This is a genomic window from Patescibacteria group bacterium, from assembly GCA_035529375.1.
Classification (GTDB): domain Bacteria; phylum Patescibacteriota; class Microgenomatia; order PFEM01; family JAHIFH01; genus DATKWU01.
The window spans coordinates 1-13411 of the sequence record DATKWU010000018.1 but is presented as its reverse complement, the minus strand read 5'-3'; the positions used below and the strand labels follow the sequence as shown (position 1 = coordinate 13411).

Below are 13411 nucleotides of genomic sequence, written 5' to 3'. Positions count from 1 at the left end.
GTGAGAAAAGATGAAAAAATATCTACCTAGAGGTTTTACGATGATCGAGTTGTTAATTGTTATTGCTGTTTTGGGTATTTTGGCTGTAGCCGTTTTGGCGGCCATTAACCCGATTGAACAAATCAACCGAGGTCGGGATACCGGTACTCGATCAGATTCAGAGCAGTTGATTAGTGCGATTGATCGTTATTATGCTTCTAAGGGTTATTATCCTTGGATGTTAAATGCAAGTAGTGATAACGATTTTGTCGATTTCACACAAATAATAGCAATTGATCAAGGAATTGGCACCGATGCACAACCGATGTTGGAAAATCTTTCAGCTGCAGGAACAGAAGAGCTAAAGTTAACTTTTGTTAATAGAATCGTAGCAGCGAGTGCTAATTTACTGTCTATTTACAAAATGACGGGTGGTGGCTATAGCACTTATATTTGTTTCATTCCTAAATCATCATCTTTTAGGACGGAAGCTTATAAGCGTTGTGTTGCCGATCCTGATTATGGTACTATACCACCTGATTTTCCAGAGACTGAAGCTTGTCCTGATGCTGATTGTAAAGGCGCAGCAAGTTCAAATTTGGCAACGGCTTGTTATCAATGCCTGCCATAAGCCGGTTTAAAAATTAAAGGGAAGAGAGTTGTTTAAAACATATTTAGGTATGTGTTATAGTGGACTTATGGCAGGTTTAGTGGTTGGAATAATCGTTTTTCTTTTAGGACTGTGTCTTGGTAGTTTTCTGAACGTCGTTGTTTATCGCCTGAATCATCAATTATCGCCTTTACGGGGGCGTTCTTTTTGTCCTAAGTGTAAGAAAAAGATTCTTTGGCAAGATAATCTGCCTTTACTTTCTTTTCTTCTTCTTAAAGGTCGTTGTCGTTCTTGCCACTCCCCTATTAGTTGGCAGTATCCGTTGGTTGAACTAGCCACTGGTTTGGTCACTTTTTTAATTGTCTTTTATTTTTCCTTGCCTTTGGTTAATATTCTTTATCTTTTATTAGTTTCTTATGCTTTGATTGTCATTGCCGCTTCTGATTTTCTTTATCAGACGATTCCTGATGAAGCTGTTTATTTTGGCATTGTTTTAGCTCTTTCTTATTCTTTTCTGGTGAGCCATGATTTAACCTCAATTTTGAGTGGTTTAGGAGCGAGTTTATTTTTTCTTTTACTGGCGGTGGCGACTCGGGGGAAAGGTATGGGGATGGGTGATGTTAAATTAGTTGGATTTTTAGGTCTTTTTTTGGGTTTTCCCCAGATTTTGGTAGCGTTATTTTTGGCTTTCTTGACTGGGGCTGTTTTTGGTGTCATACTAATTTTAGTGGGTAAAAAGCGCTTAGGGGAACATCTTGCCTTTGGGCCCTTTTTAGCCAGTACGGCTTGGTTGAGCTGGTTTTGGGGTCAAAAAATATGGGAGCTTTATCTCGGAAAATTCTTAATTTAAGAAGAAAGAAGACAGTTAAGGGTTTTACTCTGATTGAGATTATGATTGTGGTGGCGATTATTGCTATTTTTTTATTAATCGCTCTTTGGGCTTATCGACTTCAATTACTGAAAGGCCGGGACGCACGGCGCAAAGCTGATTTAGCGACTTGGCAGAATTTACTTGAAGATTACGCTAATGATAGTGTTTGCTATCCTGAAGGGATGGTGGTTTGTGGTCCAACCCAGGGTGAATTCTTTGAGGGTTATCTTTCCGAAATTCCTTGTGATCCCCTTAATAATGTCTACTACAATTATATGTATACCTTTGAGGAAGGGAGTGGTTGCAATAAATGGTATAAAATTTATACCAAACTAGAGAATGAAAATGATCCGATTATTGCTAAAGTAGGTTGTGATAGTAATGTTGACTGCCCCAGTGGCGGTTGCGGGCCAGGCTGCAATTATAATTACTGGGTAAGTAGTCCTAATGTCACCGAAGTAGCTCGTTTGCCAGGCGAATTTTGGGTCTATATTCCTGGAGAAGAACCGCCACCTGGTGAAACACCTCCTGGAGAAGAACCATCTGAAGAGCCGCCACCTGGTGAATTTCCCCCAGAAATACCTTTAGAGGCAATACCAACCTGTAAAACAGTAGAAGGAACACCTTGGTGCTGGAAAGAAATTTGTCGATCTTGTTGTCCTGATACTTATAGTCCTTATTACTATTTTTGTGACAAAGGAGATAGTCCGGGACCAGAAGATGATAAGTGTATTTTAGATTTAGCTTGTAAGGCTGATTAATAGTGAGCAAAAAAGGTTTTACCTTAATTGAACTTTTGATTGTCATCGCCATCTTGGGCTTTTTGTCCACGATTGGCTTGGCGAGTTTTCGGAGTTCCCAAATCAAAAGCCGAGACGCTCAGCGCAAACATGATTTGGGTCAAATTCAACGGGCTCTAGAAGCTTATTACAATGATAAGGGCGGATATCCTTTAACCGCAGATTTTCCTGGTGGGGGTGGTTCTTGGAGTGATGAGCATGAGACTCTATATATGAAAGAGATTCCTAAAGATCCTAAATTTGGTAATTACGCTTATTATTCTGCGGATGGAACTTCCTACCGAATTTATGCTAGATTAGAAAATGTGAAGGATGCAGCTATACCCGATTCAGGTTCTTATTCAGGAACAAGTTGTGGCGGTGAGGAATGTAATTATGGTGTTTCTAGTGCTAATGTAGCGCCATGAATAAAAAAGGTTTTACTCTAATTGAATTATTAGTCGTCGTTTCGATTATTGGCGTTTTAGCGGCTTTGGTGATGGTCAATTTCAATTCGGCTCGAGCTAGAGCTAGGGATGTTCAGCGAAAGTCTGATTTGGATCAAGTCAAAAAGGCCTTGAGATTATATTACAATGATTATGATGGATATCCAGAAGCAAGTGGTGATCAGATAGTTGCTTGTGAAGGGACCGAAAGCAAGACTTTTGACTGGGGTTCTCAATTTGCTTGTGGCGACATGGTTTATATGAAGACTTTACCTGAAGATCCTGATCCTGACGCTAGTTACAGTTATGCCCAGGCGACTGAACAGGATTTTTTACTTTGGGCGGACCTAGAAAATAAATCTGATAGCGATATTTGCGAGTCTCAGATTCATTGTGGGATTTTCGAAAATGAAGAAGATTGTGATGAAACTCAGTATGTCGTTTGTGCTGATTAGCTTTTAAGGAAAAGGAGGTGAAAATGAAAAAAGGTTTTACTCTCATTGAATTATTGGTCGTTATCTCGATTATTGGTATTTTGGCTTCTCTGACTTTTGTCAGTTATTCTGGTGCCCAAAAACAGACCAGAGATACCCAAAGAAGGTCGGATTTATCCCAATATCGGAATGGTTTGGAAAATTATGCGGCTAGTAATAATGGTCTTTATCCTGTTCATACCAGCAAGTATGATGTGGCTGGTTTTTGTGGAAGTGGGGCTGATTTGGATGAGTTTATTTCCGATTGTCCTACTGACCCGACTACTGGAAAAAAATATTATTACATCTCGGATTTACAAGGAACAGCTTATATTTTATATGCTGATTTGGAAACAGCTGGCTGGTGGTATGTTTGTTCAAGTGGCAAATCAGACACCACTGACGATGACACTGAACCAACGTTTGCAACATGTCCATGAACAAAAAAGGCTTTACTCTAATTGAACTTTTAGTGGCAGTGACGATTATCGCTGTTCTCTCTGGTTTGGCTTTGGTTTCTTATCAGGGAGCCAGGCAATCAGCCCGGGATGGGAAAAGAAAGTCTGACCTGGAGCAGATTAGGAGTGGTTTAGAGATGTGCCGGAATGATGTTGGTTCTTATCCAGTAGGATCAGATCCGACTTCAGACTGTTCTGATTATTTATCGCCGATGCCTGAAGATCCGATTGATGGCCGAAGTTACTATTACAGTGGTAGCGCTAATAGTTATGAATTATGTACCGCTTTAGAAAATCCTGGCTCTGATCTTTGTGGTGTTGCTGATTCATGTGGAAGTGCAGCATGTAATTATAAAGTAGGCCCCCCTTAGAACATGAAGAGAGCCTGCTCAAAATCTTCGGTTTTTGGTTTCACTTTGGTTGAGCTCTTAGTTATGATTTCTATTTTAGCGATTCTCTTCTCGATTGGCTTGGCTCAGTACATGAAGTTTAATCGTCAACAGGTTTTAGGTCAGGCTGTTTTAGGCCTTAAAAACAATCTGGCTTATGCTCGAGAAATGGCTCTTTCTGGTAAAAAAGATTGTGAAGGTGTCTTTGATGGAATTTTAGTCAGATTTGGGGACGCAGAATACAGTCTCTATTCAAGCTGCAACAACAAAACGGCTTTAATTTTGATTACTACTTACAAGATAGAACAGGTTAGTTTAGGTAGTTATCCTGATGAAATTCTTTTTAAAAGTTTTACCGGTGGCACTGATTTATCTGAAGATGAAACAATTGTTTTAGTGGCTGGTAGTGGTGGAGCTGGTAATACGGCGGGGGTGCTCGTTACTCCTGCTGGAAAATTAGAAATTGTTTCGCCCTCCCCTACTCCTTGTTCTGGTTGCTGGTCTGGTTCTGTTTGTGAAGCAGGGACAACGCTTGAAGAATGTGGCACCGGAGGGGCTTTGTGTCTTGATTGTAATGATGATGAAGAAGAATGTACCATCGATAGTTGTGTCGCTGGTAGTTGTCAACGTGAGAATGTTGACAACTATGAGGATTGTGATTACGGAAATTATGACGGATATTGTTACTCGGGTGAATGTCGACCATATGTTCCTACTGGCGGTTATTGTTTTGATGCTCTTAGATGTTTTACAGAAAAAGAGGGCCAGTGTCTTTATTATGATTCTAATTGTGGTGGACCGGAGATGTGTTATTGTCTATCAATGTTCTGATAATCTTTTTTGATGATAAAGAAAAAGTCAGGTTTTACTCTCATTGAAATTTTGGTAGTTGTTTCAGTGATGGCCATTTTGTTCTCTCTTGGTTTGGCTCAGTACATGAAGTTTAATCGTCAGCAAATCTTGGAACAAGCAATTTTAGAATTGAAAACTGATTTAACTGATGCTCGAAGCAAGGCTTTGTCAGGTAAAAAAGAATGTACTGAAGGAGTTTTTGATGGTGTTTTAGTTGACTTTAGTCCGGGTAACTACGTTCTTTATTCAAGTTGTGGTGGTGGTCTGGATTTGAAACTTATTAGCGATACTCAGTTGTCATCAGGAGTAAAAATCACAGAAAGTCCGGAAGATGGTATTTTGTTTAAACCGATTACTGGTGGAACGGATATTCAAGAAGAATCAGGCGCTACCATTACTTTATCAGGTTATGGGACAACAAAGAATTTAGAAGTTTATCCTGATGGTAAGATTGATTTAATCTCTGAATAAATGAAAAAACAAGAATCAGGCCAGTCTTTAATTGAGGTTTTAGCGGCGATAGCCGTGACCGTTTTGGTGATTCTTGCTTTGGTTACGGCGACGACCATTTCTGTTCGAAATATGACTTTTGCTAGCAAACAATCTCTGGCTACTCAATACGCCCGAGAGGCAATTGAAGAAGTCAGAGCCTTTAGAGATAGCGATCCTGATTCTTTTTTTGCTGGTAGCTGTCCGTCATTCGAGGAGATTGAGGGTTTTACCAGAACAGTGACTTGTGAGTCTAATGTTGTTGATCGCGTCAGGGTCATTGTGACTGTTACCTGGGTAGATGCTAAGGGGACGCATAAGTCAAACTTAGAAACTTATTTAACCAGATGGTAAAGAAAAAGGGTTTTACTTTAATTGAAATCTTGGTGGTGGTTAGTCTTTTTGGCATTATTGCGGTTATTGGTTCAGGTAGCTTTTTTAGTTTATTAAGGGGCTCAACCAAATCAAAAACCGTCAGTGCAGTTAAACAAAACGGTGATTATGCCCTAGGGGTGATGGAAAGAATGATTAGAAACGCCCGTTATCTTGAAGAAAACAGTAATGAACAGACATGTGAGTTAGGGATGACCAGGATAAAAATTAAAAATCCTGATGGTGGTTCAACTGAATTTAGTTGTGATAGCAGTACCATCAGTTCAAACTCAGGCGAATTAATTAGTGGCGGACTGACACTTAGCAGTTGTGCTTTTGATTGTCGGGAAGATGGGGATCTTGATCCCGATGTGGTGGCGATTAGTTTCACTCTCTTAAGCGGTGCCAGTGTGGGTCATCCAGAAGAAGGAGCGGTGATTGATTTTAAAACAACGATCAGTTTGAGGAATATTCCCGAGTAATTATTTGACAGAGAGCTAGTTATCTCATTAGAATGGAAGAGATGAAGAAAAAAACTAATTCAGGCCAAGCTTTATTAGTAATTTTATTAATTATGGCCGTAGCTTTGACAATTGGTCTGTCAGTTGTTTCCCGTTCAGTGACTGATATTCGTCTTTCTCAAGAGCAAGAAGAATCAGCCAGGGCTTTTTCAGTAGCCGAAGCGGGTTTAGAAAGCCTTTTAGCTGGTCAGGACTTACCGGATTTTTCAGCAGAAGACTTTACGATTGCTGCTGAAACAATTTCTTTAGGTGGAAGTGGTAAAAACAGTTTTCGGTTTCCTAAAGAGATTGATGCTGGTAAAACTCAGACAATTTGGTTAATTGATCACGATGAAACTACTGGTGACCTTAACCCCTCTTCAGGTTTTTACCAGGATGGCGGGACAATCGAAATTTTCTGGGGTAATGAAGATCAAGTAGCTAATGAACCTACCACTCCAGCTTTAGAAGCAACCATTATTTATAATGATGGTGAGTTTAAGACGACTAAATCTGCTTTTGACCCTGATTCAAACAGAACGACAAGTAACAATTTTACGCTGGCTAGTTCAGGTGAATCGCTTACTATTGATGACCAGACTTTTACTTTTCCCTTTAAAGCTACAGTAAGTATCCCTAGTGGCAGTTATGCCTTGAGACTAAAACTCATTTATAATGATGTAGAACAAGCTTTAGCGATTAGAGGCGATGCCGACTTGCCTCTTCAAGGTCAATGCTACCAAGTAACCGCCTCGGATGTAGGCGCGGGTATTAGCCGAAAGGTAGAACAATGTCAGCTCTTTGAAGCGCCGCCAGCCATTTTTGATTACGTCTTATTTAGCGAAGAGGATTTGATAAAATCATAATCTGCCCATGGAATTTTTTGGTTTAGATATTGGTTCCTATAATCTTAAAGTTGTCCAGCTAGCTAAAAGCGGCAAGGAGTATCGTTTAGTGGCTTTTGGTTCAAGTCCCTCAACTCAAAAAGGACTGGCTTCAGAGGCGGATACTGATCTGACCGCCCTAGCCGAGGCAATTAAAAAACTTCAAAGCGAAGCTAAGATTTCCACTAATAACGTGAACACAGCCCTTCCTCAAGATCAGGTTTTTACCCGGACGATTAATTTACCACCCTTGTCTGAAGAGGAGTTAAAATCAGCCATTAAGTGGGAGGCAGAGCAATACGTACCCATTCCTTTAGAGGAAGCGACTTTAGCTCATCAAGTAGTGGGGCGAATTAATGTTAATAATCAAGAGAAAATTCAAGTTTTGATTGTGGCGGCGCCAACGAGACTTGTTGAAAAAACTTTAAAGGTTCTTAAGACAGCTGGTTTAAATCCGGTCAGTTTAGAGACAGAAATTGTTGCTCTGGCCAGGGGTTTGGTTGGGCCAGAAGGAGAAGCGGCTTTGGTGGTGGATTTAGGAGCTAAGGCGACTGACATGGCCGTGGTTGAAAAAGGCTTGGTTGTTTTTTCTCGTTCCGTCAGCACTGGTGGTGAAGCCTTGACGAGAGCAATTGCTACCAGCTTGGGACTAGATCCGAGTCAGGCAGAGGCTTACAAAAAGGCTTATGGTGTTGACCCGAAGAAGTTAGAAGGTAAAGTTAAGGGGGCCATTGGTCCAATTCTTGATGTTATTGTTAACGAGATTGAGAAAACAATTGAATATTTTCGTTCCGAAACCCAAAAAACAATCAAACGGGTTATCCTTAGTGGTGGTACGGCTGGCTTGCCGGAAGCAGTCAGTGTTATGGCTTCAAAGTTAAGCCTAGAGATTCAAGTTGGTGATGCTTTTAATCAGATTAAGATGGATGAAACTTTGAGAAAACAGCTTAGTCAAGTTCAAACATTCCTTTATGCAACCGCGATTGGTTTAGCAATGAAAGAGGTTTAATTAATGGCGGCAAAAGAAATTAATCTTCTCCAAGCAGATAAACTTTCTCCCACAGAAAAAAGAAAAAGTTTCCTTTTGAAGATAGGCACGATTTTTTTAATTGTCCTTTATTGTTTGTTGGTAGCTGTAGTTTTCTCATACGGACTAGTAATCACTCGCGAATCCCAAGTAGTGACTAAAAAGATTGCCGTAAAAAAGGCGGAGTTAGTCAGTCTAGAAGAAATGGAGTCATTGCAGTTTCTGGTTAAGCAGCGTCTTTCAGTCTTATCCAGATTAGTGGGAACTGAGACTCCCCAACCTGAGCATTGGCTTAATTACTTAGATGATTTAATGATTCAAGGAATCGCCTTGGAAAGTGTAAAGTGGAATTCTAATGGAGAAATAATTTTTTCAGGCTTAGCCGATAATGCGCCAGCCTTGTCGTCTTTTTTAAAGAGTTTAAAAGAAGCGGTTGATGATGGTGACGTCACCAGCAGTACTCTGGTTTCCGCTGGCCGACAAGAAGACGGTATCTATAATTTTAATTTTGAAGTTTTGGTTGATTAAATAAAAATGAAGATAGGAATCAATAAATTACCAGGTTTGTCCAAGTTTCGGGAATTTCTTTTCCCTCTGATTGTCATTGTTCTAATCGTTTTGTCAGGCGTTTTGGTAGTCAAGCCAAAACTTGGTGAGATTTTAAAGGTAAGAGGAGAACTGGGTAAACAAAAGGATGAATTAGCTCAATTATCGCAGAAGATGGCCATTTTACAAGGCTATGATCGAAGTGAGCTAGAGGCAAGAGCTAATCAGATAGTCAAAGTTTTGCCTATTGATAAAAACGGACCCCTCATCTTTGCTAGCTTAAGAAGTTTAGCTAGTGAAAATGATTTAGAGATTCATGGTCTGGATGTTCAAATCGGCGAGATATCAACTGAGTCGGGAAAAATTCAAACCAAGGGGAACAAAGAAAGTTTTCCTTCGTTGACAATTAGTTTAAGTGTTAGTGGTGATCGTGGAGATTTATATGAATTCTTTAAGTCTGTCGAGTCAATCTCGCCCTTAATGCGGATTAGGCAAATCAGTCTTAATCAAGAGGAAGATATTTTTGAAAGCAAGCTTGAATTGGAGACTTACTATCTTGCCTCACCTGAATTTATCGGCAAAGCTGATCGGACGATTATTCCCATCAGTTCGGAAGAGGAAGAGGTCTATCAGAAAATTAAAGGCTACCTGACGGTTTTGAGCCAAACGAGTCTACCCTTAATAACGAGCGGCAAGGAAAATCCCTTTACTTACTGATTTTCTTCTAATTTAAGATTAATCTTTTTGCCTTGTTTAATGGCTTTGGTTTTGGCTAAGGTGCGAATCGCGCGGATGGTTTGACCGTTTTTACCAATGACAATTTTTATATCTTCAGGGTCAACCTTGATCGAATATTCAGCGAAGTTTTCTTTTTCTTCTTCTTTAATTTTAACTGCTTGAGGCTTTTCAACAATTGACTTGATTAAGAATTCTAGGAGTTGTTTCATGAATCCTCTATTTTTTTAATAGTTTTTTGACCACTTCCGTCATTTGGGCTCCTTGAGAAAGCCAATAATCAACTCTTTTTCGATCGAATTTAATGGTAGTGGGTTTAGTTTTGGGATCATAAAAACCAAGATTTTCAATTACCCGTCCATTTCGCTTAGTCCGGGAATCCATAACCACAATTCGGTAAGAGGGAGCGTTTCTTTTGCCGGTTCGAGTTAGTCTAATTTTAACCATAATGCTAGAATTTTAACGGTTATCTTCTATTTTTTCAAGGGCAGCTTTGGCCGCTTTTTCTTCGGCCTCTTGTTTGCTTTTTCCTTTTTCCTGAGTTAAAAGATCACCTTGACTATAAACACCAACCGTAAAAATTTTAGCATGATCTGGTCCTTCTTCTTTAAGGGTCTTATAAATTGGTGTTTCTTTAAATTCTTCTTGGAGTTTTTCCTGAAGGAGGCTTTTGCTGTCTTTAAATTCTCCTTTGGCAACAATTTTTTCTAAAAATGATTTAAATTGCTTTTTGACAAAGGCTTCTGTTTTAGCAAGACCCTGGTCAAAAAAAATGGCCCCAATCACCGCTTCGAGACTATTAGCTAGGAGAGAAGGGTTTTTTTCTCCCCCAGAGCTTTTTTCGCCTCGACTCATCAGGAGGTTTTGGCCAATTTTTAGTTGATCAGCAATTTTTGCCAGGGTGGTTGTTCTGACGAGATTAGAACGAAGATTGGTTAACTGACCCTCTTTATAATTGGGAAATTCCTGATAAAGCCAATTGGAAATAATAAAAGAAAGAACGACGTCTCCTAAAAATTCCAGTCTTTCGTTGGATTCTAAATCAGCTCCGGTTGTTTCGTTGAGATAAGAACGGTGGACCATTGCCTGAGCCAGTAATTGAGGCTGATTAAATTTTATTCCTAAATTTTGCTGAAGAATATCTAAATTTTTTTTCATTCGATTTCGGCAGTCACTAAATTAATCAATTGATCGACAAACTTGACTTTTTCAGGCTCAATCTCTTCAAGGTCGATATTAAAAGTTTCCTGAATCTTGGCTAATAAATCAGAAATCATTAAAGTTTCTGCACCCAAATCTTTTCTAAGACTTGATTTAGGTGTGATTTCTTCCTTAGTGGCGCCTAGGTTTTCCGAGATTAAACTAATGATTTTTTCTTCAACTTTGGTCATTTTGATTTTTTCCGGGAAACAGTCTTTTTATCTTTTTCCTTTTTTTCGACTTTTTTTAAAACCGTTCCCAAAACCCCATTAACAAAACTAGAGCTTTTTTCGCTGCCATAACGCTTGGCTAATTCAACCGCTTCGTCGATAATGACTTTTGGTGGCTCTTTTTTAACAATTACCAGCTCATAGATGGCTAATCGAAGAATGGCTAAATCAACTCGATTAATTTGTTCAATTGGCCAATCTGGGGCCGATTGAACAATAATTTCGTTAATCTTCTTGCTGTTAACAAGGATTTTCTTAGCCAATTCATTTTTAATCTTTTGATCAGATCGAAAACTCCAACGAAATAAGTTTTTAATTGCTTTTTGTCTTCTGATGTGCCTGGGGTCATAGGGCGTTTTCATAACCTTTACTCTAGGTTGATTTCTTTCCTTTTTTAACTTTAGGTTTAACCACTTCTTTTCCCTTATAATAGCCACAAGCCGGGCAAACTTGATGAGGTTTTTTTGGCTGACTACAGTTAGGACAATTAATGAGTTGCGACCTTTTTAATTTAATCGCCGCTCTTCTTTTCCCCTTTCTGGCGGTTGAAATTCTTCTTTTTGGTAAGGCTCCCATGTTTATTTATTTTCTTTAATTTGGTTCAACGGCTTTAATTGTATCTTTTTTGAGCCTGGCTTGCAAGGAGGGATAGTACTTGATTTCTTTAATAATCTTTTCGGCTGCCTGGCGGGTTTCTTTAATCATTTTTAGATCTGAAAAAGAGGCCACGCGAAGATTAAAAAAACCGTGTTGTTGAGTACCATAGATTTCCCCTGGTCCCCGTAATTTTAGGTCTATTTCGGCCAACTCTGATCCGGTTGTAATTCTTTCTAAGGCTTTGAGTCTTTTAAGAGATTTTTCACTAGGCGTTGCACTGAAGAGGAGACAGTAAGCTTGTTGACCGCTCCGACCCACCCGACCTCTTAACTGGTGAAGTTGAGCCAAACCAAAGCGCTCGGCGGCTTCAACCAGCATAATTATGGCTGTGGGAATGTCAATTCCGACTTCAACCACGGGCGTGGAAACAAGGATATCTATTTTTCCTTGTCTAAATTTCTCAAAAACTTTATCTTTTTCTTTACTTTTGAGTCGGCCATGGAGAAGGCCTATTCTCAGGTCCGGAAAAACTTCTTTGGCCAATCTTTCTTTTTCACTGGTGACCGCTTTCACTGATTGCATGGTTTCATGAGCCGATTCTTCGATTAAAGGACAGACAATAAAGGCTTGATCTTCTTTATCCTTAATTTGCTCTCTGAGCCATTGGTAGGCCGCAGCTCGTTTATAGGGAGGGACAACCCAGGTTTTAATTTTTTGTCTGCCTGGAGGCATTTCGTCTAAAACAGAAAGATCTAAATCGCCGTAAAGAGTCAGAGCCACGGTTCGAGGAATGGGAGTGGCGGTCATGGTTAGGAGGTGGGGTACTTTGTTTTTTTTAATCAACTTACCTCTTTGTTCGACACCAAATCGGTGCTGTTCGTCAATGACAACTAAACCCAATTGCTTGAATTGAGCCCTTTGATAAATAAGGGCATGAGTACCGATAAGACAATCAAAATTTCCTACTGTTTTCTTTTGGGAAGCCGTCAGCAAGGCGACTTTGACGCCTAAAGGAGAAAGGATTTGACTGAGAGTTTGGTAATGTTGGTTGGCAAGGATTTGAGTTGGCGCCATCAGGGCGGCTTGGTTTTTATTAAGAAAAGCAAGATAAATAGCGGCAGCGGCAACCACGGTTTTACCACTGCCAACATCACCCTCAAGAAGGCGATTCATGGGCTTATCCTTCTCAAGATCAGTAAAGATTTCCCTAAAGGCCTTTTTTTGAGCCTGGGTTAAGGTAAAGGGTAAACTATTGGTAAATTCAAGAATTTTTTCTTGATCGAGATAGAATTTGTAAGCTAGTTGATATTTTTGCCAGGCCTTTTTTCTTTGCAAGGCGGCTAATTGAAGAAGAAAAAATTCTTCAAAAGCAAAGCGCTTTCTTGCTTCTTGGGCCTCTTTTTGATTGGCCGGAAAATGAATTTTTTGCAGAGCCTGATTGAATTTAACTAACTTATATTTTTTGCTAATTTTGACAGGTAAGAATTCTTTTAAACCTGGAACAAATTTTTTCATCAGCGGAGCTATCCGGGAGCGAAGCCATTTGGAAGAGAGACTATAAGTTTCATGATAAATGGGGACCAATCTGCCAGTATGGACTGTTTCTTTTTTTTCTCTTAAGCCTTCCTTGATAATTTCATATTCGGGTGAAACTAAAACTAGATTGGGACCGAACCAATCGGCTTTACCTGATAAACCAATTGTTTGGCCTGGAATGATGATTTTGACGAGAAAAGGTTGGTTAAACCAAACGGCTTGGATTTCGCCACTGGCATCAGCCACCACCGCTTTTTGAATTTTTTTACCCTGACGGGTATATTCGTTTTTAATTGAGATAATTTTTCCTTGAATACTGACAATTTCTCCAGCTTGGATTCGACCTATGGGTGAGATCAAAGAATAATCAACATAACGAAAGGGAAAATGATAGAGAAGATCTTCAAAAGTTTTAATGTTTAATTTACTTAATTTTTT

Annotated in this window: 22 protein-coding genes; 15 read left to right on the top strand and 7 right to left on the bottom strand. The window is 39.5% G+C overall.

All coding sequences use genetic code 11. From position 1 onward, the window contains the following. Positions 1-10: 10 nt before the first annotated feature. From VMY36_04065 to pilO, 15 genes are all read left to right on the top strand, one after another. Positions 11-610 (top strand): type II secretion system protein, encoded by a 600-nt coding sequence (locus VMY36_04065; GenBank protein ID HUV43045.1) that lies wholly within the window; start codon positions 11-13, stop codon positions 608-610. A 67-nt stretch (positions 611-677) separates the two neighbouring features. Beyond that, entirely contained in the window at positions 678-1439 is a 762-nt protein-coding gene (locus tag VMY36_04060; protein HUV43044.1) for a prepilin peptidase, read from the top strand. Beyond that, entirely contained in the window at positions 1406-2221 is an 816-nt protein-coding gene (locus VMY36_04055) for a prepilin-type N-terminal cleavage/methylation domain-containing protein (protein HUV43043.1), read from the top strand. The genes VMY36_04060 and VMY36_04055 overlap by 34 nt, the downstream gene beginning before the upstream one ends. Before the next feature lie 2 nt (positions 2222-2223). Further along, on the top strand, positions 2224-2667 hold the full coding sequence (locus tag VMY36_04050; protein ID HUV43042.1) for a prepilin-type N-terminal cleavage/methylation domain-containing protein: 444 nt from the start codon (positions 2224-2226) through the stop codon (positions 2665-2667). Next, a complete protein-coding gene (locus VMY36_04045) occupies positions 2664-3140 on the top strand; it encodes a type II secretion system protein (protein HUV43041.1) in 477 nt (158 codons plus the stop codon). Before VMY36_04050 ends, VMY36_04045 begins: the two co-directional genes overlap by 4 nt. A 23-nt stretch (positions 3141-3163) precedes the next feature. Beyond that, complete coding sequence (locus VMY36_04040) at positions 3164-3598, top strand: type II secretion system protein (GenBank protein ID HUV43040.1); 435 nt, start codon at positions 3164-3166, stop codon at positions 3596-3598. After that, positions 3595-3987, top strand: coding sequence for a prepilin-type N-terminal cleavage/methylation domain-containing protein (locus VMY36_04035; protein HUV43039.1), 393 nt, complete (start codon positions 3595-3597; stop codon positions 3985-3987). The genes VMY36_04040 and VMY36_04035 overlap by 4 nt, the downstream gene beginning before the upstream one ends. A 3-nt stretch (positions 3988-3990) precedes the next feature. Next, positions 3991-4836 carry a hypothetical protein gene (locus VMY36_04030; protein ID HUV43038.1) on the top strand — a complete coding sequence of 282 codons (846 nt, stop codon included), beginning with the start codon at positions 3991-3993 and terminating at the stop codon, positions 4834-4836. Positions 4837-4848: 12 nt separating this feature from the next. Continuing rightward, complete coding sequence (locus VMY36_04025) at positions 4849-5328, top strand: type II secretion system protein (protein ID HUV43037.1); 480 nt, start codon at positions 4849-4851, stop codon at positions 5326-5328. Beyond that, positions 5329-5700, top strand: a complete 372-nt coding sequence (locus VMY36_04020; GenBank protein HUV43036.1) for a hypothetical protein — start codon at positions 5329-5331, stop codon at positions 5698-5700. Beyond that, positions 5694-6200 carry a type II secretion system protein gene (locus tag VMY36_04015; protein ID HUV43035.1) on the top strand — a complete coding sequence of 169 codons (507 nt, stop codon included), beginning with the start codon at positions 5694-5696 and terminating at the stop codon, positions 6198-6200. The genes VMY36_04020 and VMY36_04015 overlap by 7 nt, the downstream gene beginning before the upstream one ends. Before the next feature lie 41 nt (positions 6201-6241). Continuing rightward, positions 6242-7084, top strand: a complete 843-nt coding sequence (locus VMY36_04010; GenBank protein HUV43034.1) for a pilus assembly PilX N-terminal domain-containing protein — start codon at positions 6242-6244, stop codon at positions 7082-7084. Between the two features lie 7 nt (positions 7085-7091). Beyond that, entirely contained in the window at positions 7092-8111 is a 1020-nt protein-coding gene (gene pilM / locus VMY36_04005) for a type IV pilus assembly protein PilM (protein HUV43033.1), read from the top strand. 3 nt (positions 8112-8114) lie between these two features. Next, positions 8115-8657, top strand: a complete 543-nt coding sequence (locus tag VMY36_04000; protein HUV43032.1) for a hypothetical protein — start codon at positions 8115-8117, stop codon at positions 8655-8657. A 6-nt stretch (positions 8658-8663) separates the two neighbouring features. Continuing rightward, a complete protein-coding gene (gene pilO / locus VMY36_03995; protein ID HUV43031.1) occupies positions 8664-9392 on the top strand; it encodes a type 4a pilus biogenesis protein PilO in 729 nt (242 codons plus the stop codon). On the opposite strand, the gene VMY36_03990 is transcribed toward pilO, so the two are convergent. The 7 genes from VMY36_03990 to recG form a co-directional block, all read right to left on the bottom strand. Beyond that, the gene (locus VMY36_03990) at positions 9386-9622 is read right to left on the bottom strand and encodes a KH domain-containing protein (GenBank protein ID HUV43030.1); all 237 of its coding nucleotides are present in this window, start codon (positions 9620-9622) and stop codon (positions 9386-9388) included. The genes pilO and VMY36_03990 overlap by 7 nt on opposite strands. 7 nt (positions 9623-9629) lie before the next feature. Continuing rightward, positions 9630-9857 (bottom strand): 30S ribosomal protein S16, encoded by a 228-nt coding sequence (gene rpsP, locus VMY36_03985; GenBank protein ID HUV43029.1) that lies wholly within the window; start codon positions 9855-9857, stop codon positions 9630-9632. A gap of 12 nt (positions 9858-9869) precedes the next feature. After that, positions 9870-10568, bottom strand: a complete 699-nt coding sequence (gene rnc, locus VMY36_03980; protein HUV43028.1) for a ribonuclease III — start codon at positions 10566-10568, stop codon at positions 9870-9872. Beyond that, the gene (locus tag VMY36_03975; GenBank protein ID HUV43027.1) at positions 10565-10801 is read right to left on the bottom strand and encodes a DUF1493 family protein; all 237 of its coding nucleotides are present in this window, start codon (positions 10799-10801) and stop codon (positions 10565-10567) included. Before VMY36_03975 ends, rnc begins: the two co-directional genes overlap by 4 nt. Continuing rightward, complete coding sequence (nusB, locus tag VMY36_03970; protein ID HUV43026.1) at positions 10798-11202, bottom strand: transcription antitermination factor NusB; 405 nt, start codon at positions 11200-11202, stop codon at positions 10798-10800. The genes VMY36_03975 and nusB overlap by 4 nt, the downstream gene beginning before the upstream one ends. A 10-nt stretch (positions 11203-11212) precedes the next feature. Then, the gene (gene rpmF, locus VMY36_03965; GenBank protein ID HUV43025.1) at positions 11213-11416 is read right to left on the bottom strand and encodes a 50S ribosomal protein L32; all 204 of its coding nucleotides are present in this window, start codon (positions 11414-11416) and stop codon (positions 11213-11215) included. 15 nt (positions 11417-11431) lie between these two features. Further along, the coding region (gene recG, locus VMY36_03960; protein ID HUV43024.1) for an ATP-dependent DNA helicase RecG at positions 11432-13411 on the bottom strand (1980 nt) is incomplete at its 5' end.